At 68.5% G+C, this 21,640-nt stretch carries 19 protein-coding genes; 12 read left to right on the top strand and 7 right to left on the bottom strand.

Annotation, left to right across the window (positions count from 1 at the left end; translation table 11 throughout):
• Positions 1–106: 106 nt before the first annotated feature.
• Genes O7621_RS05340 through O7621_RS05320 form a run of 5 tightly spaced genes read right to left on the bottom strand, consistent with a single transcriptional unit; the run spans position 107 to position 3,875 of the window.
• Positions 107–556 carry an Imm1 family immunity protein gene (locus tag O7621_RS05340; protein WP_282232998.1) on the bottom strand — a complete coding sequence of 150 codons (450 nt, stop codon included), beginning with the start codon at positions 554–556 and terminating at the stop codon, positions 107–109.
• Positions 553–1,314 (bottom strand): DddA-like double-stranded DNA deaminase toxin, encoded by a 762-nt coding sequence (locus O7621_RS05335; protein WP_282232997.1) that lies wholly within the window; start codon positions 1,312–1,314, stop codon positions 553–555. The genes O7621_RS05340 and O7621_RS05335 overlap by 4 nt, the downstream gene beginning before the upstream one ends.
• Before the next feature lie 39 nt (positions 1,315–1,353).
• Positions 1,354–1,899, bottom strand: coding sequence for a GNAT family N-acetyltransferase (locus tag O7621_RS05330; RefSeq protein ID WP_282232996.1), 546 nt, complete (start codon positions 1,897–1,899; stop codon positions 1,354–1,356).
• Positions 1,900–1,934: 35 nt separating this feature from the next.
• On the bottom strand, positions 1,935–2,540 hold the full coding sequence (locus O7621_RS05325) for a hypothetical protein (RefSeq protein ID WP_282232995.1): 606 nt from the start codon (positions 2,538–2,540) through the stop codon (positions 1,935–1,937).
• Between the two features lie 54 nt (positions 2,541–2,594).
• Positions 2,595–3,875 (bottom strand): helix-turn-helix transcriptional regulator, encoded by a 1,281-nt coding sequence (locus O7621_RS05320; protein ID WP_282232994.1) that lies wholly within the window; start codon positions 3,873–3,875, stop codon positions 2,595–2,597.
• A 358-nt stretch (positions 3,876–4,233) separates the two neighbouring features.
• Here O7621_RS05320 and O7621_RS05315 point away from each other — a divergent pair, with 358 nt between their 5' ends.
• The 7 genes from O7621_RS05315 to O7621_RS05285 all read left to right on the top strand — a co-directional run bounded on the left by O7621_RS05315 (position 4,234) and on the right by O7621_RS05285 (position 12,534).
• A complete protein-coding gene (locus tag O7621_RS05315) occupies positions 4,234–4,596 on the top strand; it encodes a hypothetical protein (RefSeq protein ID WP_282232993.1) in 363 nt (120 codons plus the stop codon).
• On the top strand, positions 4,593–4,832 hold the full coding sequence (locus O7621_RS05310; RefSeq protein ID WP_282232992.1) for a hypothetical protein: 240 nt from the start codon (positions 4,593–4,595) through the stop codon (positions 4,830–4,832). Before O7621_RS05315 ends, O7621_RS05310 begins: the two co-directional genes overlap by 4 nt.
• Positions 4,833–4,836: 4 nt before the next feature.
• On the top strand, positions 4,837–5,169 hold the full coding sequence (locus O7621_RS05305; RefSeq protein WP_282232991.1) for a hypothetical protein: 333 nt from the start codon (positions 4,837–4,839) through the stop codon (positions 5,167–5,169).
• 330 nt (positions 5,170–5,499) lie between these two features.
• Positions 5,500–5,766: a hypothetical protein gene (locus O7621_RS05300; protein ID WP_281552375.1), complete on the top strand. Its 267-nt coding sequence runs from the start codon at positions 5,500–5,502 to the stop codon at positions 5,764–5,766.
• A gap of 42 nt (positions 5,767–5,808) precedes the next feature.
• Complete coding sequence (locus O7621_RS05295; RefSeq protein WP_282232990.1) at positions 5,809–6,582, top strand: hypothetical protein; 774 nt, start codon at positions 5,809–5,811, stop codon at positions 6,580–6,582.
• A 389-nt stretch (positions 6,583–6,971) separates the two neighbouring features.
• The gene (locus tag O7621_RS05290; RefSeq protein WP_282232989.1) at positions 6,972–8,390 is read left to right on the top strand and encodes an ATP-binding protein; all 1,419 of its coding nucleotides are present in this window, start codon (positions 6,972–6,974) and stop codon (positions 8,388–8,390) included.
• Positions 8,391–8,490: 100 nt separating this feature from the next.
• Entirely contained in the window at positions 8,491–12,534 is a 4,044-nt protein-coding gene (locus O7621_RS05285) for a DNA methyltransferase (RefSeq protein WP_282232988.1), read from the top strand.
• Here the strand turns inward: O7621_RS05285 and O7621_RS05280 are convergent.
• Both O7621_RS05280 and O7621_RS05275 read right to left on the bottom strand, forming a co-directional pair.
• Positions 12,510–13,169 carry a GNAT family N-acetyltransferase gene (locus O7621_RS05280; RefSeq protein ID WP_282232987.1) on the bottom strand — a complete coding sequence of 220 codons (660 nt, stop codon included), beginning with the start codon at positions 13,167–13,169 and terminating at the stop codon, positions 12,510–12,512. The genes O7621_RS05285 and O7621_RS05280 overlap by 25 nt on opposite strands.
• Positions 13,170–13,302: 133 nt before the next feature.
• Positions 13,303–14,103 carry an endonuclease/exonuclease/phosphatase family protein gene (locus O7621_RS05275; RefSeq protein ID WP_282232986.1) on the bottom strand — a complete coding sequence of 267 codons (801 nt, stop codon included), beginning with the start codon at positions 14,101–14,103 and terminating at the stop codon, positions 13,303–13,305.
• 117 nt (positions 14,104–14,220) lie between these two features.
• Between O7621_RS05275 and O7621_RS05270 the strand changes: the two genes are divergently transcribed.
• The 5 genes from O7621_RS05270 to O7621_RS05250 all read left to right on the top strand — a co-directional run bounded on the left by O7621_RS05270 (position 14,221) and on the right by O7621_RS05250 (position 21,594).
• Positions 14,221–16,374, top strand: a complete 2,154-nt coding sequence (locus tag O7621_RS05270; protein WP_282232985.1) for an AAA family ATPase — start codon at positions 14,221–14,223, stop codon at positions 16,372–16,374.
• Positions 16,371–17,576, top strand: a complete 1,206-nt coding sequence (locus O7621_RS05265) for a restriction endonuclease (RefSeq protein ID WP_282232984.1) — start codon at positions 16,371–16,373, stop codon at positions 17,574–17,576. Before O7621_RS05270 ends, O7621_RS05265 begins: the two co-directional genes overlap by 4 nt.
• On the top strand, positions 17,573–18,067 hold the full coding sequence (locus O7621_RS05260) for a hypothetical protein (protein WP_282232983.1): 495 nt from the start codon (positions 17,573–17,575) through the stop codon (positions 18,065–18,067). Before O7621_RS05265 ends, O7621_RS05260 begins: the two co-directional genes overlap by 4 nt.
• A gap of 405 nt (positions 18,068–18,472) precedes the next feature.
• Positions 18,473–19,771: an MFS transporter gene (locus O7621_RS05255; RefSeq protein WP_282232982.1), complete on the top strand. Its 1,299-nt coding sequence runs from the start codon at positions 18,473–18,475 to the stop codon at positions 19,769–19,771.
• A complete protein-coding gene (locus O7621_RS05250) occupies positions 19,768–21,594 on the top strand; it encodes a prolyl oligopeptidase family serine peptidase (RefSeq protein WP_282232981.1) in 1,827 nt (608 codons plus the stop codon). Before O7621_RS05255 ends, O7621_RS05250 begins: the two co-directional genes overlap by 4 nt.
• Positions 21,595–21,640 lie beyond the last annotated feature (46 nt).

Raw genomic sequence — 21,640 nt, 5'->3', positions numbered from 1 at the left:
AACGGTCGGATGCGGGGACTTGGTCTGCTGACGCGCCAAAGGTTTCCCTTGCCGATTTTTCCAGTGCAGTAAATAAGAAATCTACTTAAGGTCTTGTTCGTTAGCATTAGACGTCTAATGATTCCCACTGGACGTCGGTCGGAGTGGCGTTGGGATTGACGAATTCATCCCAATCCACACCGGCTGGGCGACTGTCCGTAGCGACCAACTGGCGGACGAGCGCGATAGCCCGACCAGGCGTGATCCGCGTCTCGGAGGGATCATAGCCGGTGGGCTGGCCGCCATAGCTGAACTCGATCTCACAACCCCAGGGCTCAATACCAGGCTCGACCGCGTACCCTCCGTCTGGCTCGCCAAAGTAGAGCACGAACGACCGGTGCGCATGACCTACCCCGACTTGGACGCCACCGTCCGGCCTGCCGTCGCGGTACCGAAAAACATCGACCACGCAGGGCTGCCCGGCCTCGTGTAGTGGACCAAGCACGTCGTCGATCTGCGAGGGGTCGGTCACGACGGCGTGGCCCGTCCCCAGCCAGGTAACCTCGTATGTCGTCACGTGACTGTTCCTTCCCCGGTGCCGATATAGGTCTTCCAGAGTCGGGCCTGGCCATCCGCACTCGCGAGATAGACCGTTAGACGAGAGTTTACGGGTAGGAGGGCCGGCAGGACCGCGTTGCAGCCGTACGGCCCAGGGCAAGGCGGCTGGCTGACGACCAGGACCGCCTCCGTTGGTGCGCCCGCGCGACGCATGACAGCTGCAGCGTGGCCCTCGACATGCTCGACCGCCGACTTCAACCGCGGCCACTGGTTGATCTTGTCATCGCGCCGTAGACCCGGCGCGCCCGCGCCCGGACCTTGTCGTCCGCTCCAGATCGGCTTGCTTCGGGTACGCCCATCGGGAAGTGCGAGGACACCGGCGGTCTTGCCACCGCCGGGCATGAGCGCGTAAACGGCGCTTGCGACGTCGTGCACCCAGGTGGGCACAGCATCCGGGCGAAGGTACTCGGGCTGCCGTAGCGTGCGACCGCTGCTCTCGGCGGATAGCGGGAATCCCAGCACCGTTGTGGAGAAGTGCGCGAGGCTTTCGGTCGTTTGGATGACGAGGGAAGCGCCATGATCGACCCGAACCGAGCAGCGGACCAGCTCCGCGATCGCCTGCGAGGGGCCCGCATCATCAGTGCCGCGCGTAGCGGCGGCCATCTGCCAATGTGCCCGCTCGATCTTTGAGCGAGCGGTGTACAGCTCACCGATGGCCACGTTGAGATCAGCGACTCGGGCTCGCACGATCGCGGCGACGTCAGTAAGGATGCTCATGACCTTCACCCATCGAACAGACGCTCACGGTCTGGCGGCCTACTCGCGCTGTGGGAGGATGAGGACGTCGTAGGTGGGGGAGTTGTCCCAGTTGGGGCGGAGCTGGGCGACGGTGCGCCAGCCCCAGGAGGCGTACGCTGCCTGCGCCGGGGCGTTCTTCGGGTCGGCGAGCAGGGTTGCCCGGGACTCTTGCCGGTTGCCGAGCAGCGCGTCGTGCAGCGCGCGGGCGATGCCCTGTCGCCGCCACGACTCGCGGACCATGAGTTCGCTGATCGCGAAGGTGCGCTGCCCGTCTTCCTCGGTGAAGCCATCCGGTACGGGCGTGAGTAGCCCGGCCCACCAGCGGTCCGATGAGAGCGGGAAGCCGTAGGCGTAGCCGACGAGTTCGTTGCCGACTGTGCCGGTGACGAGCTTCCAGCCGGGCAGTGTCATATGCCCGTTGATCTGCCGGCGGTAGCGGTCCTCGCCGTGGAACGCGTCGGCCGGCTCGTCGTAGATCTCGATGTAGACGGCGACCAGGTCGTCGAGGATTACCTTTGCCTGGTCAGCGTCGTAGACGTCGAGCTTGAGACCGTCGACCGCCATCAAGTCGCCTTCCTTTGAATCCAGTCTCTAGTGGGCTAGGCCGCGAGAACCGCCAGTGGGTGGCTGTTGGTCCGCTGCCCCATGATCTCGCCGATGGTCGTGCTCTCCGAGATTCCCAGATCGACGAGAGAACGCGCGTCTTCGTCGAGTTCTTCGCTGTTGGTGAAGTGGAAGGTCCAGATGAAATTGTCTGCCACGCTGCAGACAATTACTGCAGCGTCCCCGGAGGGGTGGAGTTGCGCCGCCAGCTCGCTGAGCGTGTCGGAAGCGACCGCGCTGATGAAAAGAACTTCGCCCGTTCGGGTGCGGGGCGAACTAAGGAGGTCGTACCGCTGTCGCTCATCCGTCAGTGCTGCCCGGAGGCGGTTGGCAGTCGCCGCACGGTCCTTGCGATAAGGATCCTGAGCCACTCGAATGACGTAGTCGGCATCGGTTGAGTCGTAGATCTCCTCAACGTGGGTCCGGAGGTGCGCAGAAAAATCGACTCCGGCAAAGCGGAGGATTTCGGGTAGATCCTCGCGAAGTTGTAGAAAGCTGTCGTGACCGCCCGCCAGCCCGGGAATCTGAGGGCTGTAGATGATCCAGTCTTCCTCGTCGGTCTGTGGAGAAACCACAATCAGGTCGAGAACGGTCTCAGGCATCCTTCAACACCTCTCTCGCCTCGTCCAGCGACAGCCTTCCTGCTGGCTCGGCCGTCAGGCGACCTTGGCGGCGTCGTACGCCTCGATGAAGTCACGAGCCGCCGGCACATGGGGAGCCGTCCGCCCGAGGTCGGCACGCAGGGCCGCCAGTCGCTTCCGGGTTCGACGGGATTCAATCGAGGCCACGGCCGGCACGACGTCGTTCGCGACTCTGCCGGCTTCGACGTAATCGCCCTGCTGGTACAGGGCATCTGCGACGTCAACCCTGGTAAGGACGAGGTTCCGTCGAAAGAGGGGATCGGGATCCACGAGACCTTCAGCGAAGAGGCTGGATGCACGGTCTGGTCGGTTGAGGGCGAGATGACCGGCGCCCTCGATGCCAGTCATCTCCAACGTGTTGACGAACTGAAGGTATGGCGGGTCGTCGAGTGCCGTCCCTCGGTCGAACTGGGTCTTGGCCTTGACCAGCTCGCGTCCGAAGCCGGATGCATCGCCCGCCTTGGCGTAGGCCAACGTCGCGCGCAGGTGCAGGAGGGTCTTTAGACGGGGCGTAGCCCAGGGCGCGGCGATCCGCTGGGCAGCGTCAGCGAAGCGCAACGCCTCCGATGGATTGGCATCCCGTACCAGCATCGAGAGTTGTTGGAGGGCACGCACCTCAAGCCGGGGGTCGTCGCGGAGCCGGGCGCGGACGAAGGCTTCGTGTAGGAAGTGGCGGGACTCCTGACGGCGTTCGGCGTCGAGGGCGAGCCAGCCGGTCTGGACCTCCAGGTCACCGAGGCAGTCCTGCAGGGCCTCGCCGACCTGGCGGCTGTAGCTCGTCTCGCGCTCCCAGCGGGTGAGTCGGCGGTGCATGGCGATAGCGACGTCGCACAGGCTGTCACCGCCGACCGCCGCGTCGGCACGGCGGAAGGCCAGGATCGTCTCGGAGACCTGCTGCATGTGCTCCATGCCGAGGTGCTGCGGCACCTGCGGCGATGTGATCCAGTCGCGCAGTGGTGTGGCGATGCCGAGGCCGGCGAGAGCGGTGTTGATCGTGAAAGCGCGGCGGTCCACAAGATCACCTCCATCGGTATCCCCAAATGCCACCGTACCGCCGGAATCGGTGCTGTCCAGAGCGAGATTCGTCGGCTCATCAGCGAGCAACGCATCGAGCTGATCAATTGGCAGGTCAAGGGCTTCGGCGAGTCGTGCCCGTACCGCTGGGTGTGGGTCTGTGTCACCGCGCTCCCAGCGGGCGATCGTCGTGCGATCGACCTGTAGGAGCCTGGCCAGTCCTTCCTGGCTGAAGCCTGCCGTCCTGCGCTGCCTGACCAGGCCCTGTCGCCGTGCCGTCACCTGGACGCCCTCCCGTCGCGTCGGACCAATGTCCACGGTGCACGTAGTACACACAGATCTACAAGATCAAAGCAATGGGCTGTGGATAACTCTTGCGATCGACTTACCGTGGAAATTCCACGGCGATGCGGGTAGGTTAACGCACACCTGTTTGTGCAGGTCAGCGAGCGATGCAACAGAAATGCATCAGAAGTGCCGCAGAAATGCATCTGCCGGCGGGCCGCGTGCATCCGGCATCGTGGTGGCACGGCCCGGGGCGGGTGCCCGGCAACGCGGCTCCCAGGTCTGCAAACTCGGTTGGCGTGATCCCGCCCGCCCCGGCGCCTCTCCACGATTCTCTCCCACCAGGAGGCACAACGTGTTCAGGCGCAACGCGGCGACCGTACGGCGCCGGCTGACGGCGGCGACCGGCGGCGACTACCAGAGCAACAGCGGACGCAACGGCGTACGGCGATCGCGGCTGACCGGGCCGGCGGTGCGTGCCATGCGGTTCCTGCCGCGCCGCTGGCGCGGCGGCCTCGACCCCGACGAGGTGTACGGCTACCTGGAACGGGTCGCCGACGAGGTCGACGAGCTGCGCCGTGAGCTGCGGATGGCCTGGACCGAAGCCGACCGGGTGCGCAACGCGCTGCGCGAATGGCAGACCGAGCAGTTCGAGGCCCGGTTCGACCCGCAGCGGCAGGCCAACGGCCGGCACCACTATTACGCGGGTGCGCGGTGAGCAGCGGGCCGTCCGTCGGGGAGGCGGTGCCGGTCCGCGAGGACCTCGTCGCCGTCTACCGGGACGTGCTGGCCGCCCACACCGACTCGCCGACGCTCAAGGTCTGCGTGTCCTGCCTGCGGAGCCGCTGCGACGACTGGCTCTGGGCGTACGAGCGGCTCGCCGCCGCTGGCCGGCTCCCCGACGGAGTCACCGACGACGGACCCGTACTTCCTCTTCTCGACGAGGAGGAGTAGCCCCATGAGCTTGTACGACGGCGCGAAGTACCCCGGCATCCTGCTGCGCGACGGGCCGGCCGGGCAGCGGGCGGCGCTGGCCGGCGGCCCCGACGTGTGGGAGGTCATCGCCGCGCGGCACGCGCTCAAGGCCGAAGCCCCGGAGCTGGACGGCGACGAGCTGGTCACCGAGATGATGGCCAGCACCGGGCTGGCCCGGCACAGCGTCGACGTCGCGCTGCGCTACTACGCCGACCACCGGGCCGAGATCGACGAATGGATCGCCGCCAACGAGGCAGCCGCCGAGCAGGGCGAACTGCTGTGGCGAGCCGAACAGGCCCGACGAAGCGTCAGATGAGTCGGCCGGTCTCAACCGGCAGCGCCGTCGCCGTTCATCGGCTCCAGACAGTCACGCAGCATCTGCCAGCCTGCCGCGTCGTCGGCCGAGCCGGTGTGCGAGCGGCTAGATTAGGTACTTAGCACCTGTCTGTCCGTAGATTACCGATATGCCATGCTGGCAGCTTGACTGCTAGCTCCTCGCCTGGGGCTACACGCTCACATGATCAGGTGCAGACTTCGCAACGCGGTCGCCGTACCAGCCTAGGACCAGTATCGTTGAGAGGTTAGGTGCTAGGTGTTGCCGGGTACTTTGGTACCAAGGTACTGTAGGTCACAGGAAGGGGGCCTCATGGCTGCAACGTCCGCTCCCATCAAGGTTGACGTCGGTACTGACCAGCTCATCTCTCACGCCGCCCACTTTCTGGGCATGGCCAAGAAAGACATCGTCGACGCTGCTGTGCGCGAGTACATCGAGGCGCATCGTAGCGAGATCAACGAGGGCGTTCGCGCTGCTCTTAGCCATCTTGACGGTTCGTCCAGGTCCGCTGTCTCACTCCTTACCGGGGTGCCTGCCGATCGGCTTGACGAGTACGGTGGCATGCCTGACGGGCGCTGAGCCCGTCTGGATTTGGGCGGGTTTGGGCTCTAAACTCATCGAATGAGCGGTGAGGCCAAGCCCGTCCGACCAACGCGCGTCTGTATGACGAATCTTGATCTTCGAGTTCCACCTATCACCGAATCGCTCAGTGAGCATGATCATGATCTGATAGTAGAGGCTCAGCGCTTACCGGAAGCACATGCTGCTGGAGGTGTTGAAAGGGTCGTTACTCTGAAGGACCGCGTGTGGTTCAAAGTCAAGACGGGTCGTTGGCGCGGTGTTGCCACTCGCTTGTTGGAAGCAGACCACGCAGATGCGGGACCACAGGTTCGCGCTGCTCCATGGTGGATGGGAGCCGCCGGATTTAGACGCGAGGGCGATCCGGCCGACTTCTATGAAGCCCTTGCTGGAGCTGTTAAGCGCGAGGGCGGATCATCCGAAAAGTGGCTACCTGCAGACTGGGACTGGAAACGCCTCGAACTAGAACATGCCGCAGCATGGGAGGCGGAAATACGTAGGATCGTATGTGACCTAATTGCTCGATCTCTCCGGAGTGGCCACGTTTATCAGGCAGAGTTCCACAACTACAGCGTGAGGGCCTGGGCCAGGGCTAACGATGGCGAGACCTACCTGGTTATAGGTGCTGAAAACGTCGCCGATCCGAAGGTGTTCGCGGTAATCATAAACGCGATTCCTGATGTTGATCTCAGCAGCTGGATGCCAGAGCCAAACGGTGTGGTTGGGTTGAATCCTGGTCCCGGTGAAATAATCTGGTCAACTATTTTGCCACCAGCTGTCGCTGCACGGCTCCTCGACGGATATCCCGGAGACTGAGCTGCGGCGCTATACGGCTCCATCAGCTACGGCACCGCCCGGACGCCGGTCGCCTACGGGGCGGTAGATGCCATGGGCGAGCCGGTCAAGCTCTCCGGCACGAGCCATGCTGGCCAGCCTGACTGCGGTGATCCCGAGATGCGCGGCCTGTGCTGTGCTGATCATGCCCCACTGGTCGCTGGCGACGCCGGCCAGAGCTGTCGAATTTGTCCGGTTCACCACCGCTCCCTGCTGCAAAATTTTGCTGCCTTCTGCAATATCAGTCGTACAGGCAAGTTTTGCAGTAGCTGAGCCGAATGTTGCAGCCCTCGCGGTGGCTGTGCCGCCATGTTCACGCCTGAGCTAACCTGGATGTTACTAACATCGGTGTTACTAACATGGGAGTTAGCGTGGCGAGCTTCGTTGGGCGTACCCGGGAACTCGGCACCCTCGCTGCCGAGCTGGACCGCATCGCCTCGGCCCGGGACGACCGGCCCGGCCGCTGCCTGCTCATCCGAGGGCGGCGGCGGGTCGGCAAGTCCCGCCTGGTCGAGCGGTTCGTCGACGACGCGCAGGTGCCGTACCTCTACTTCACCGCCGCCGGTGCCGGCACCGCCACCGAACTGCGGCAACTCGTCGCCGACGCGGCCGAATCCACCCTGCCCGGCCGGGACCTGATCGCCGCCGCCAACCCGTCGGACTGGGACGCCGCGTTCCGGCTGCTGGCAGCGGCGCTGCCCGACGACACTCCCAGCGTCGTCGTCCTCGATGAAGTGCCCTATCTGATGGATCCCGAGCAGCAGTTCGAAGGCGTCCTGCAGCGGGCCTGGGACCGGCTGCTGTCCCGCAAGCCGGTGCTGCTCGTCCTCATCGGCTCCGACCTGGCGATGATGGAGGCGCTCAACGACTACCGTCGGCCGTTCCACCAGCGTGGCCGCGAGATGGTGCTCGGCCCGCTCAACCCGGCCGACCTCGCCACCATGCTCGACCTGCCACCCGCCGACGCGATCGACGCCGCCCTGATCACCGGTGGACTGCCGCTGGTCGCCGCCGAATGGCCGCCCGGCGCCAGCGTCTGGGACTTCCTCGGCGCGGCACTGGCCGACCCGACATCGGCGCTGCTGGTCTCCGCGGAACGGTCACTCGCCGCCGAGTTCCCCGCCCAGCTCCAGGCCCGCAAGGTGCTGACCGCGATCGGCTCCGGCGAGCGGACGTTCACCAACATCGCCCGTACGGCCGGCGAAATGTCGGCTACGTCGCTGCAACGATCCCTGGAAACCCTGCAGGCCAAGCGGCTCGTCACCGGTGAACTACCGCTGTCCACCCGCCCGTCGAAGGACCGCCGCTACCGGATCGTCGACCCGTACCTGCGCTTCTGGCTGCGGTTTCTCGCCCCCGCGATGCCGGAGATCGAACGCGGCCGGGGTGACCTGACCCTGACCCGCATCCGGACGAGCTTTCCGAGCTGGCGGGGCCGGGCCGTCGAGCCACTGATCCGCGACGCGCTCGCCCGGCTGCTGCCCGACGACTCGCTGCCGGCGGCACCCGCCATCGGCGCGTACTGGACCAGATCCAACGACGTCGAGATCGACATCGTCGGTGCCGACCGGGCACCGATCGCCCGCGAGTTGTACTTCGTCGGCTCGATCAAATGGCACGACCAGTCGCCGTTCGACGGGCACGACCTGTCCGCGCTGTTCCGGCACCGGGCATCGCTGACCGACGAGCCGGTGCCGACCGTCGCCGTCTCCCGCAGCGGCGCGTCCTGCCGTGGCCTCGACGTGCTCTACCAGCCCACCGACCTACTTGCCGCCCGGCAGGACCGGTAGCACGCGGTGATCTGTCGGCTACTCGACAGCGAAAGATTGCTGATCGTGACTGAATGATCGCCACATGTAGACGCGGGGGCTCGGCCTGGGGAGGGCGAGCATGGCGCTGGCGCACTCGGCGGTCAACCTGGTCGGCAGCCTGCTGCCCGGCGGCGTCCTGGGCCGCATCCGCGACGGCGACCCGACCGTGCCCGGCATCGACGCCCGCTCATACCACCTGACCGCCGGCGAATCCGTCCGCCGGATCGCCAACCGCGACTTCGGCTACCTGCGCGACGAATTCAACCGGTACGCCGACCAGCAGGCCGGCACCGGCAGCCGCCGCACCCGGCGGCGCGCCGCCGACGACTGGCGGCACACCCTGCTGCGTACCCTCGACTTCGACGGCATCGAACGCCTACCCGGCGGCATCGTCGTCGACGAACAGCCGTTCCCGGTCAGCCACCGATGGCAGCAGGCCCTGCCGGTGCACCTGGCCCCCTGGGGTGCCGACCTCGACCGGCGGGCCGCCGGAGTGCCGCGCGGCACCCGCTCCCCGTCCGACGCGGCACCACACGTCATGGTGCAACGGCTGCTCAACCAGAGCGACCAGCACCTGTGGGCGGTGCTGTGCAACGGGCCGCAGCTGCGACTACTGCGCGACTCCACCAACCTCGCCGGCAGCGCGTACCTCGAATTCGACCTGGCGGCGATCTTCCAGGGCGAACTGTTCGCCGACTTCCTGCTGTTCTACCGGATCGCCCACGCCAGCCGGTTCGAGATCAGCGACCCGCAGGCCGGCGCCGCCTCCTGCCCGCTGGAAAAGTGGCGCATCCACGGTGCGGAGCAGGGCGAACGCGCCCTCACCAGCCTGCGGTACGGCGTTCACGAAGCGTTGGAAACCCTCGGACAGGGCTTCCTCAGCCACCCGCACAACCGGCAACTGCGCGACGACGTCGCCGCCGGCCGGCTGACCCTGGCCGACCTGAAACGCTCCCTGCTGCGGCTCGTCTACAAGCTGATCTTCTGGATGGTCGTCGAGGACCGCGGCGTCCTGCTCGACCCGCACGCCAGCCGGGCCGCCCGCGACCGCTACGACACCTACTTCTCCTCCCGCCGGTTGCGCCGCCTCGCCGACACCCGCCGCCACTCCTGGCACGGCGACCTGTGGCAGAGCACCGCCCTGGTGTTCCAGCTGCTCGGCTCGGAAACCGGCGGCCAGGTGATCGGCCTGCCCGCCCTCGGTGGCGTCTTCGAAACCAGCGAACTCGACCTGCCGCTGCGCCGCGCCCTGCTCGCCAACTCGGCACTGCTCACCGCCGTAACCCAGCTCAGCGTCCTGACCGGCCGGCGGGCCGACCGCCGGCAGTGGGTCGACTGGGCGCGGCTCGGCGCGGATGAACTCGGCAGCGTGTACGAGGCACTGCTGGAGCTGCACCCCTGCTGGGACGCCCACACCGGCAGGTTCTGCTTCGTCAAGGTCAAGGGCAGCGACCGGAAGAAGACCGGCGCCTACTACACCCCGCCGTCCCTCGTCGACGAACTCCTCGACTCCACGTTGGAGCCGCTGCTCGACGAGGCCTGCGACGCCGACACCCCCGCCGAACGCGTCGCCGCCCTCGAACGCATTACCGTCTGCGACCCGGCCTGCGGATCCGGGCACTTCCTCATCGGCGCGGCCCGCCGCATCGCCCGCCGCATCGCCATCGAGGAAACCGACGACCTGGAACCCCACCCCGACGCCGTCCAGGCCGCGATGCGCAAGGTCACCACCCGCTGCCTGTACGGCGTCGACAGCAACGAAATGGCCGTCGAACTGGCCAAACTCTCCCTCTGGCTGGAAGCGGTCGAACCCGGCAAACCCCTCGGCTACCTCGACGCGCACCTGCGGGTCGGCAACTCGCTGCTCGGTGCCACCCCGGCACAACTCGCCGCCGGCATCCCCGACGCCGCGTACACCGCCCTCGACGGCGACAACCGAGCCGTCGTCACCGCCCTACGCCGGGAAAACGCTAGCCAGTCGCCCGGTGTCCGGCCACTGACCACCGGCAGCGCCGGGAACCTCGACCTCGCCGCCGAAGCCGCCGCCATCGCCCACCTGGCACCCTGCGAAACCCTTGCCGACGTGCACATCCAAGCCCAGCGGGACCGCACCCTCGACCCGCACCGGCGCCGACTGCGGCAGATCGCCGACGCCTGGTGCGCCGCGTTCGTCGCCCCGAAGATCCCCAGGAACCGGGCGTACGGCCTCACCAACGCGATGCTGGCCCGCATCGCCACCGACGAGCGCAGCGACGACGTCGAGCGCGCCCGGCAGCTCGTCGAGACGATGGTCCGGCAGTACAGCTTCTTCCACTGGCACATCGAGTTCCCGCACATCTTCGAAGTCCCCGCCGACGGGGTCCACGCCGACAGGGCCGGTCTCGACCCGGCCACCGGCTGGCGCGGCGGCTTCAGCTGCGTACTGACCAACCCGCCCTGGGAGCGGGTCAAACTCCAGGAGCAGGAGTTCTTCGACGGCCAGCACGAAGCGGTCGCCGGTGCGCCGAACGCCGCTGCCCGCAAGAAGCTGATCGCCGCACTCGCCGACAGCGAGCAGCCCGCCGAGCGTGACCTGCACCTAAGCTGGACGAAGGCGCTACGCACCGCCAGCGGGATCAGCCACCTGCTGCGCACCGCCGGCCGGCACCGGCTCACCGGCCGCGGCGACATCAACACGTACGCCGTCTTCGCCGAAACCAGCCGGACGCTGCTCGCCCCGCGCGGCCAGCTCGGCATGATCGTCCCGACCGGGATCGCCACCGACGCGACCACCCAGGACTTCTTCAAGGACCTTGTCCGTCGTCGGAGTCTGGTGTCACTGTTCGACTTCGAGAACGAGGACCGGGTCTTCTCGGAGGTGCATCACTCGTTCCGGTTCGTTCTGTTGACGGTGGCGGGTGTGCGGCGGCCGGTTGATCGGGTGTCGTTGGTGTTCCGGGTGCGGCAGGTGGATCAGATCGCGCGGCGGGCGTACGTGTTGTCGCCGGAGGAGATTAGCTTGTTGAACCCCAACACGGGGACGTGTCCGGTGTTTCTGTCCCGGCGGGACGCGGAGATCACGTTGGGGATCTACCGGCGGGTGCCGGTGTTGTGGCGGGACGACGCTCCGGACGGTAACCCGTGGGATGTGTCGTTCCTGCGAATGTTCGACATGGCCAACGACTCGGGGTTGTTCCGTGGCTACGACGACCTGGTCCAGGATGGCTGGGCGTTGGAGGGCAACCACTTCGTTCGGGGTGGTGAGCGGATGGTGCCGTTGTACGAGGCGAAGATGGTCCACTTCTACGACCACCGGCTCGGTACATACGAAGGGGCGACGCAGTCGCAGCTTAACGTCGGGACGCTACCCCGGTTCACCGACGCCGATCACGAAGATCCGGCGCGGTTGCCGCTGCCACGCTACTGGGTGTCGAAACAGACGGTGGACGAGCGGCTGGCCGGGCGCTGGCGGCACGACTGGCTGCTGGGTTGGCGCGACATCGCCCGCAGCACCGACGAACGCACCCTGATCTCGACCGTTATCCCGTTCGCGGCCGTCGGGGACACCTACCTGCTCGCGATGCCCAGCATCGTTTCGGCTGGACTGCAGGCCAACATGAGTTCGTTCGTCTTGGACTACGTGGTGCGCCAGAAGGCATCCGGGACTCACCTGAAGTACTACGTCATGAAGCAGCTACCTGTCCTCGCGCCCGACGGCTACCGTGACGGTGGCCGGCTGGCCTCTTGCCTCGGATCGTTGGATTCGTGGATCGCTGACCGCGTTGTCGAGTTGGCCTACACCGCTGACGATCTGGCCGGTTATGCCGAGAGCCTCGGCTGCGACGGCCCGCCGTTCCGGTGGGATCCGCAGCGACGTGAACTCATCCGCGCCGAACTCGACGCCGCCTACTTCCACCTGTACGGGGTGGACCGTGACGACGTCGACTACATCATGGAGACCTTCAAGGTCGTCCGGGACACGGACGAGAACGCGCACGGCGAGTACCGCACCAAACGCCTGATCCTGGAGCGCTACGACGCGATGGCCGCTGCCATCCGCAGCGGTACGCCGTACCGTTGCCCACTCGACCCGCCCCCTGGGCGTGGCCGGCGGTCCGATCAGACTGTGGAGACGAGGCGCTGACGGTAGGCCTGAAGCTGGTCACCGTCGCGGGTGTGCCAGCACGGCCCGAGCTCCCAGCCGAGCCGTTCGTAGAAGCCGGTCGCTCCGGCCGACCCGACCGGGGTAACCAGCTCCGCCTCCGCCGCCCCGGCGCGCCGGGCGTCCGCAACGAACCGGCGGACAAGCTCCGCCCCGATGCCACTGCCCCGCCACTTCGGTTGCACCGCCACCGCGACCATCACCGCGACCTGCGGATTCTCGGACGGCGCGTCCGCCGGGGTCGGCTGGCCGGACCGGCGCTGCGCGATCTGCCGGGCCCACGGTCCAACCCGGGAGGACAGCTGGCGGGCCAACCATGGACGGCGGACCACCGCACCTACGCCGGAAACTGACAGTGCGGCCAGCGCCCGCCGGTCGGCGAACAGCGCCGCCATGTGGGCGGCCTGGTCGGTGGTACCCAGCAGGAATCCGACAACGTCGTTGTCGGGTGTCGTCGGGTCGGTGACCACGTAGCCGACGCCGTGCCGCGAGTCCAGGTAGGTGCGGTGCCAGCGACGAACGAATCCGGGCCCGAGTGACGGAAACAGCCCGACCGGTAGGAACTCCACATGCGTACGGGCCGTGGTCGCCAGGTCGGCGTGCTCGGCTGGCCGCACGAGGGCTCCGCTGCTACGCGACCCCGTCACCGGAGTGCGGGACCGCGTCAGAGTGTTGGCGCTGCCCATCATGGCCTACGAGTACCCGCCGTCAGGGTGGTCATGCGAGGGCTGGACCTGCCGCCCGACGGGGTCAGGCCCGCAGGTCGAGAAGCAGGGCGCGGTGGTCGGAGACTTCCGGCTGACGCACGATCTCGAAGCGTTCGACGGCGGCGACGTCGGAGACGAGCAGATAGCTCGCGTGCCGGACCGGCTTCGGATAATGCGACGTACGGGTGTCCGCCGCGCCGACCAGCTCAGTCAGACCGATACCGCCCAGCACGTCGAACGTCTCGCTGTCGGGCAGCACGTTGAAATCCCCGCACACCACCACCAGATCGTCCGGGTCGCGTACCCGCTGAACCAGCTCGGCCAGCCGTACCGCCTGGGCCCGGCGCGCCGGGGTGTCCGCCTTGCCGACCAGGTCGCGCAGCCCGTGCACCTGCACCACCCACACCCGCCGGCCGTCCGTGCGCCCGACGACGCCGACGGCGAGCGCCACCCGTGGACGGTCCGCGACGGTCCACTCGCCATGGGCGACAAACTCCCCGTGTACGAAGGCCGAGTCGACACCGACGACAGGCAGCCGTTCGGCGACCATCGTCGCCACGCCGAAGTCCTGCCGGTGCCGGGCACCCGTCGCGTCGGTCACCGGCCCGGAGTCACTGGTCAGGAAGAACCCCTGGTGGCGGGGCAGTACGGCGCGGACATCGTCGAACAGGTTCGCGCGCTGCGGCAGGGCGCGGTCGCCATCGTCGAAGCGGGTCCACCCGGTCAGACCAGGCGTCCGGGTCACCTCCTGCAGACAGACGACGCCCGCCGGGCAGTCGGCCAGCCAGGGCAGCAGCCCGTCGGCCAGCGCCCCACCCCAGGCGTTCACACTCACGATCCGCATCGTCCCCCCGGACCCCATGGGATCACGGGATTCCGCTCTCCGACATCCGAGTTTCGAGTCGGTGGCTCGTTGGTCGTAGGCTGCGAGGTCACCTGAGATCAAGGAAGGGTGACGCTCGTGGCTGACGGTGTGCGGTACGGGCTGCTGGTGCGTACCTGCCTGGAAGTGCTCCGCGACAGCGGGCAGCGGCTGCATGGCAGGGACGTGCTCGACCAAGTCGCGGAGCGGATCGATCTCAACGAGGCCGAGATGCGACCGCACCGCAACGGTTCACCGGCCTGGGCGGTCGCGGCCCGCTTCTACGCCGGCGACGCTGCCACCATCGGCTGGCTGATCAAACGGGACGCGCTGTGGTGGATCACCGACGACGGTTTGGCCGCCCTAGACATGTTTCCCGACCCGGACACCCTCTTGAGTGAGATCAACAAGCGATACAACGGCATCGTCCGAGATCGAAAGGCCGCACGGAAGAAGTACGACGACCGGCTCGAGAAGATCACCAGCACCCTGGAGCTCGTACCGGCCGGCTCCTGGACGGCGTACGACGATCTGGCCGAGCTGGTCGACGGCACGCCGGACGACATCGCCCACCTACTGGCCGACACCTACGTCGACAACGCGCACCGCGTACTCGACGCTTCCGGGCGGGTTCCCGACGCCAGGCACCAGCATGCCCGGCTACGCGGTAGCGACCTGGCGGCCCGGCTCAGCGAGGAAGGTGTCGAGTTCGTCGACGGTCGGGCGAACGCCGAACAGCGGATCACCGCTGACTTCCTCGCCGAGCGACTCGCCGAGACCGCCACCCTCGCGGCTGAACCCGTCGCGCGGCGGGCCTGGCTGGTCCGGGGCAGCAACGTCGACGGCGCCGACCTGGTGCCGCAGTGGCTAGCCGAAGGTTGGGTGTCGCTGGCCGCCTCCCAACTGCCGCAACTCGGCCCCGGCATCGACGAGCAGCAGCTGACCCAGGCCGTCGCCGACGCCTACCGGCACAAGAGCTATTCGGTACGGGAGAAGCTGACCGGCGAGTTCAACGCCTTCCTGCGGCTGATGCGGGACGGGGACTTCGTGGCGACCGCGCACCACGGCGACGTACACCTCGGATTGGTCACCGGCCCGCCCAGCTTCACCGGCGCCGGGGAGCTGCCGTCCCACCTGCGCCGGCCGGTGCGCTGGCTGGAGCTCGACCCGCCGGTGGACCTGTCGGCGCTGCCCGCCGCCCTGTCCAACCTGTTGCAGAGCCAGGACGACGTGGTCGACCTGACCGACGGGCTGGCCGCGCTGGAACACCTCGCTGCGCCGCTGCTGCGCGAACCGGCGCCGACCGCGGCACCGGCCACCCCCGCGACGCCGCCGCCAGGTCCGGTGGCGACCCCGACCCCGACCCCGCCGCCGGCGGCCGAAGCGCGACTCGGTGACGTCCCCGCCGACCTGGCCGACACGCTGCTGCTCGACCTCGACTGGCTGCGGGAGCTGCGGGAGCTGCTGACCAGGCGGCGGCAGATCATCCTGTACGGCCCACCCGGGACCGGCAAGACGTACGTCGCCCGCGCCCTCGCCGCCCGGCTCACCGAACCCCACGCGGTACGGCTGATCCAGTTCCACCCGTCGTACACCTACGAGGACTTCTTCGAAGGATTCCGGCCCGAGGCCGGCGACGACGGCACCCTGCGATTCAAACTCACCTCCGGACCGCTGCGCCGGCTCGCCGACGCCGCCCGGGAACACCCGTCCACGGCGTACGTGCTGATCATCGACGAAATCAACCGGGGGAACCTGGCGAAGGTCTTCGGGGAGCTGTACTTCCTGCTCGAATACCGTGACCAGCCGATCGCGCTGCAGTACTCGGCGAAGGACTTCACCCTGCCGGCCAACCTCTACCTGATCGGCACCATGAACACCGCCGACCGGTCGATCGCCCAGATCGACGCCGCGATGCGCCGCCGCTTCGCGTTCGTCGAGATGCACCCCGACCGGCCGCCGGTGGCCGGCCTGCTGCATCGCTGGCTCACCGCCCGCGACCTGCCCACCGAGGCCGCCGACCTGCTCGACGCGCTCAACGCCCGGCTCGCCGACGCCGACTACGCCGTCGGGCCGACGTACCTGCTGGACGAGGCCGACCACCGCGACCCGGACGGCCTCGACCGGGTCTGGCGCCATGACATCCTGCCGCTGCTCGCCGACCACCACTACGCCGACGACCTGGACGTACCCGACCGGTACGGGCTCGACGCGCTGCGGACCGCCCTGGCTGATCGGCAGCCCTCACCGTGATCCGGGCGATCCAGCTGCGGGAGGCCGGTCCGGCGCTGAACGTGGCACTGACCGGCGAGCAGGCCCGGCAGCTGGCGGCGGCCCGCGCGGGCCGGCAACCGGTCGTCGAGGTACGCCCGGGCCCGTCAGCCGGGCGTTGGCTGCTGCGCGCCACCCGGCTCGTCGGCGCCGCCCGCATCGGCGACCTCGATGTGTACGTCGCGCCGAAGGTGCCGGTAGCGCGGCTGTTGTTCCTGTTCGGCTACGCGCGGAACCCGCACCGGTGGCAGCCGGCGAGCCTGCCGGTGGGTGCCAGCGACGAGCTGGCTCCGGCGCTCGCCGAGGCGCTGTGTCGGCAGGTCGACCGGGCGATCCGGGGCGGGCTGCGACACGGCTACCAGGAGGTCGACGCCGCATCGACGGTTTTGCGCGGGCGGATGATGCCGGCCCGGCAGTTGACCCGTCGGCTCGGCCAGCCGCTGCCGCTGGAAGTCCGCTACGACGAGTTCACCGCCGACACGCCGGAGAACCGCATCCTGGTCAGCGCGGTCGAACGGATGCTGCGCGTTCCCGGCGTGGTGCCGTCGGTACGTCGCAGGCTCGGCCAGCTGGCTGAGCGGTTCCCCGGTGTCACTCGGCTGCGTCCCGGCGCCCCGGTGCCGATCTGGCGTCCGGGCCGCAGCAACGCCCAGCTGCACACCGCCCTGTGGCTGGCCGAGCTGGTCCTCGCCGGATCGTCGCTCGACGCCCGCGTCGGTGACCGGGCCGCGAACGGCCTGCTGCTCGACATGGCGCGGGTCTTCGAGTCGTTCGTCGCCGCCGCGCTGCGGGCCGTGCTGCCCGCCGGCCAGCTGCGCACCCAGACGGCCGGTCACCTCGACGAGGCCGGCCTGATCGGAATCCGCCCCGATCTGACCTGGTGGGACGAGGGCCGGGTAGCTGCGGTGGCCGACACCAAGTACAAGACCCGGACGCCCGTCGACGACTTGTATCAGATGCTGGCCTACTGCGTCGCGTACAGTCTGGACACCGGTCATCTCATCTACGCCGGGGAGGGCGGTCCGACCGCGCACGTGGTCCGCCGGACCGGGATCCGGCTCGTCTGCCACCGGATCGACCTGGACGGGTCCACTGGCGACCTGCTGGAGCAGGTACGGCGGGTCGGTGCCGGGATGACGCTGGGCCGACGCCCGGGACGCGGGTCGATAGAGTCAGCGGCGTGAACGCGGCGTACCTGGTGGTGCTCGGTGAGCGGGCAGCGATCCGCTGGGTGCTGGAGCAGCAGCGGATGGCGTTCCCGGCGACCCCGCGGGCTGAGGTGGCCGCGTTGGCCGCCGGCGACCAGCTGCTGCTGTACGCGACCCGGGGCGCCTGGCACAACCCGACCCGGGACCGGGGCCGGGTGATCGGTACGGCGACCGCGACCAGCGCGGTCCGCGCCTTCGGCGAGCCGGTCGAGATCGCCGGGATGCGGTTCGTCTCCGGCTGTACCTTGGACGTCGACGGGGTGGTGCCGTACCCGGGCGGGGTGGAGTTGCAGCCGCTGGTGCACCAGTTGGCGGCGTTCCCGAAGCCGCATGCGTGGAGCATCTACCTGCGCCGCCCGCTGCTGCGGCTCGCCGCCGCCGACGTCGAGTTGCTGGCCGGCGCGCTCCGGCCGATGCTGGCTGCCCGGCCGGCGGCGCTGTCGACCTATCCGACGCAGCCGAGCTGAGGCGCGGGCTGACGCCCGCCCTCTCGAGCGGCTGCCAGCCGCCCTTGTCGATCTTGTCGCGACAACAGCGCCGATGCCGGGTTTGCGGCTGACATCGCCTACTTAACGGCAAAGATGACAACGAGTCGTTGTTACGCCCAGGTAGGGCGGTAATAATTCGGCCTGTGGGCATAGCTTCATTTGCGGGACGATTATCCTCAAGTTCGGATTGAACGAGCCGCTGGTTCCTCCCGGGCTAACTTGAAGTATTGACATGCTTGCGCTCCGGTTGGGGCGCTGTTAGCCTTCTGTCCGTGGCCCGGTCAGGGGCCGGTAGGTCGATCTATTTCACCTGAGTTACGCCCGCCAAGACAGTCTCAATCAACCACCCCTTGGGACGTTCATGTCGACGATGTGGCCGAAGTGATGACCGCTGCCTCAACCGCTGATTCAACGCCGACTGATGGAGATCGTAAGAGGGATTTCCGGCTGTACTGGATAGCCGGGGCCGTCGACCAACTCGGGTCGCAGACCTCCGGCATCGTCTTTCCGCTGGTCACCCTCGCGATAACCGGTTCGCCCGCCGCCGCCGGTCTGGTGGGCGCGCTGGCCCTGGCCGGTCGACTTGTCGCCGCGCCTGCGGCCGGCGTACTGGCCGACCGGTTGCCCCGCAAGCGGATGATGGTGGCGTCACTACTGCTGGCCGCCGCCACGATGGCGGTGCTCTTCGTCACGGTCGCCAGCGGTACGGCGACCCTGGTGGTGCTCGCTGCCGCTGCCTTCGTCGAAGGGCTGGCTCAGAGCGGCTACGAGGCGGCCGGCGCGGGCTCGATCCGTCGGGTGCTGCCGGCTGACGACAAGAAGGCGCTGTCCCGGCTGGAGGCGCGCAATCATGCCGTACAGATCGTCGGTCCGGTTTTCGGTGGTGCACTCTACCAGATAGGCCGGTGGGTGCCATTCCTGGTGGACGCTGTGTCATATGTGGTGTCCGCATTCCTGGTCGGTGCGATCCGCACCGATCTCACCCCGGACCGTGTCGAACGCACATCGTTCCTCACTGATCTGCGGGACGGCTTGCGCTTCGTGTGGCGGCAGCCGTTTCTACGATTCGTGACCATCTGGGCTGCCGGGATCAATTTCACCTTCGGCGCACTCATCTACTACGCGATTCTGACCGCCGGGCAGCAGGGCGCGGCCGCGTCGTCGATCGGCCTGGTGCTGACCGTGGCCAGCGTAGGCGGGTTGACCGGCGCGTTGTTGGCGCCCGCCGTGTTCAGCCGGGTCCGGCCGATGACCGTCATCGTCGTCGCCTCCTGGGCGATGGTCGCCCTGGTCGCGGCCATGTCGCAGGCCCGGCAGACCTGGACGTACGGCCTGCTCTTCGGCCTGGTCTTCCTGCTCAGCCCGTTGCTCGGGGTCATCTTCCAGTCGCGGGTCATCGCATTGACGCCGGACGAGCTGCAGGGCCGGGTCGGCACCGTGATGGGCACCGCCGGCGAGGTGCTGCAGACCCCGGCGCCGCTGCTCGCCGGCCTGCTCGTCGCCTGGTACAGCCCGACCGCCGTCGCGCTGATCTTCGCCGCCGCACTGGCCGGGCTGGCCGTCTACACGACGGTCAACCTGCGCCAACTGCGCGCCGGGGCGGAGGACCCACCAGACGACGCGACGTCGACCGAACCCGACGCGACGTCGACCGGATCCGTGGCAGAGGAGGCACGCCGATGAGCCGTGAATACCGACTGTTCTACCCGGCACTTCCAGCGGTCGCCGAGCACGCGCCGCACCGGGTGGTCTACGTCGGCGACGCCGACGGTCGGTGCCAGATCCTGGCTTGGGACCGCCGGACCGACACGGTCACCCAGCTGACCGACCGGGCGACCGGAACGATCCGGGCCGCGTTGGACCCGGACGGCGAGACGGTGTGGTGGTTCGACGACGACCTCGCCGGGGTGGGTGTCTGGCGTACCCGCGACTTCCCGAACAGCGCCACTGACCAGGTCACCTCGCCGGTCTCGGCTCCGGCGCTGCCCGGGGTGACGCCGGCGCGGCACGCCGGGATCGCGATGGCCGACGACGGAACCGCCCTGGTCGGGCTCGCCGACGACGACGGCCTGACCCTGCACCGGCGCGACCCGCACGGACGAATCACCGAGGTCACCCGGACCGCCGGGTACGCGTACCTGGTCGACCTGGACCCGACCGGTGAGCTGGCAGCGGTCGGCACCGACCCGGCCGCCGCGGACGCCGTGACCGTGGTCGGCCGCGACGGGGCCACGGTCGGGGTGGTGTCCGGCCAGCCGGATCGGCGGGTCTGGGCGCTCGGCTTCGCCCCCGGCGGCGGTCAACCCCGGCTGCTGCTCGTGCTGGAGCAGGACGACCGGTACTTCCCGGCGACCTGGACCCGGACCGACGGACTACAGCCGCACAGCTGGTGCTGGTTCGACACCGAGATCACCGCGAGCTGGTACCCGGACGGCCGGCGGATCCTGATTCGTCAGGATCGGCACGCCCATACGATCCTGCACGAGGCCGACCTGACGGTGCGGGCCAGTGCGGTGCTGCCGACTCCGCCGGGCAGTGTGCTGGACGCGGCGGTCTGGCCGGACGGCGACGTCGTCTACATCTGGACCGACTCGCTGACCCCGCCGCAGCTACGGTCGGGCCGTGACGTCCGGCTGCCGGACAGTGGCGCCGGTCCGGACCCGGCGGCGTCCGCCACGGTCGACGACTACCAGCGGCAGGAGCTGTGGGTGCCGGGGCCGGGCGGGCCGATCCACGTGCTGCTGACCACACCGAACGACGACCGGCGTACCCGTCCCGCCGTTTTCCTGGTCCACGGCGGACCGTCGCAGCACGCGCGGGACGCGTACGACCCGCTGGTGGAGATCCTGGCCAGCACCGGCTGCGCGGTGGTGCGGGCCAACTACCGGGGGTCCAGCGGCTACGGCTCCGCCTGGCGTAACGACTTCAGCTCCGGCGTCGGGCTGACCCAGGTCGCCGATCTGGCGGCGGTCCGCGAGCATCTGGTGACCGAGGGGTTGATCGAGGCGGGACGGGCCGCCCTGTGGGGCACCTCGTGGGGTGGCTATCTGACCCTGCTCGCCCTCGGTGTGCAGCCACGGCTGTGGCGTCTCGGGGTGGCGATCAGCCCGATCGCCGACTACGCCGCAGCGTTCCATGCGGCGTCCCCGGCGGTCCAAGCGCTCGACGTGATGCTGTTCGGCGGCACCCCGGAGCAGGTTCCCGAGGCGTACGCCCGGTCGTCGCCGGCCAGCTACGTCGACCAGGTCACCGCGCCGGTGCTGCTCGCCGTCTCCAGCGACGACGTGCGTTGCCCGCCGGCTCCGGTGGAGCGGTACGCCGGCCTGCTGGCCGCCCGCCGCGTTCCGCATCAGCTGGTCCGCCGCCGGGCCGGGCACGACGACTTCGACGCCCGCAGCCATCTGTCGCTGATGCAGACCGTGCTGCTGTTCATGCAGCGGCACTTCGACGGCGTGCAGGAGGAGGGTACGGCGGTCGCGCTCGCCATGGCGCGGCCAGTGGCCTGACCCTGTTCCCCGCACGTTGGCAGGTTCGGTCCGATCGGGAGAGGAG

The sequence above is a fragment of the Solwaraspora sp. WMMD937 genome, assembly GCF_029581175.1.
Lineage (GTDB): Bacteria > Actinomycetota > Actinomycetes > Mycobacteriales > Micromonosporaceae > Micromonospora_E.
Note: the sequence above shows the minus strand (reverse complement) of the source record. Positions and strands in the feature narration are given on the sequence as shown.

Bases quoted from the DNA above. Each gene is read 5' to 3' on its own strand.
- O7621_RS05325 (WP_282232995.1), bottom strand. From the start codon at position 2,540: ATGCCTGAGACCGTTCTCGACCTGATTGTGGTTTCTCCACAGACCGAC.
- O7621_RS05295 (WP_282232990.1), top strand. From the start codon at position 5,809: ATGAGCGGTGAGGCCAAGCCCGTCCGACCAACGCGCGTCTGTATGACG.
- O7621_RS05335 (WP_282232997.1), bottom strand. From the start codon at position 1,314: ATGAGCATCCTTACTGACGTCGCCGCGATCGTGCGAGCCCGAGTCGCT.
- O7621_RS05330 (WP_282232996.1), bottom strand. From the start codon at position 1,899: ATGGCGGTCGACGGTCTCAAGCTCGACGTCTACGACGCTGACCAGGCA.
- O7621_RS05305 (WP_282232991.1), top strand. From the start codon at position 4,837: ATGAGCTTGTACGACGGCGCGAAGTACCCCGGCATCCTGCTGCGCGAC.
- O7621_RS05285 (WP_282232988.1), top strand. From the start codon at position 8,491: ATGGCGCTGGCGCACTCGGCGGTCAACCTGGTCGGCAGCCTGCTGCCC.
- O7621_RS05300 (WP_281552375.1), top strand. From the start codon at position 5,500: ATGGCTGCAACGTCCGCTCCCATCAAGGTTGACGTCGGTACTGACCAG.
- O7621_RS05275 (WP_282232986.1), bottom strand. From the start codon at position 14,103: ATGCGGATCGTGAGTGTGAACGCCTGGGGTGGGGCGCTGGCCGACGGG.
- O7621_RS05255 (WP_282232982.1), top strand. From the start codon at position 18,473: ATGACCGCTGCCTCAACCGCTGATTCAACGCCGACTGATGGAGATCGT.
- O7621_RS05250 (WP_282232981.1), top strand. From the start codon at position 19,768: ATGAGCCGTGAATACCGACTGTTCTACCCGGCACTTCCAGCGGTCGCC.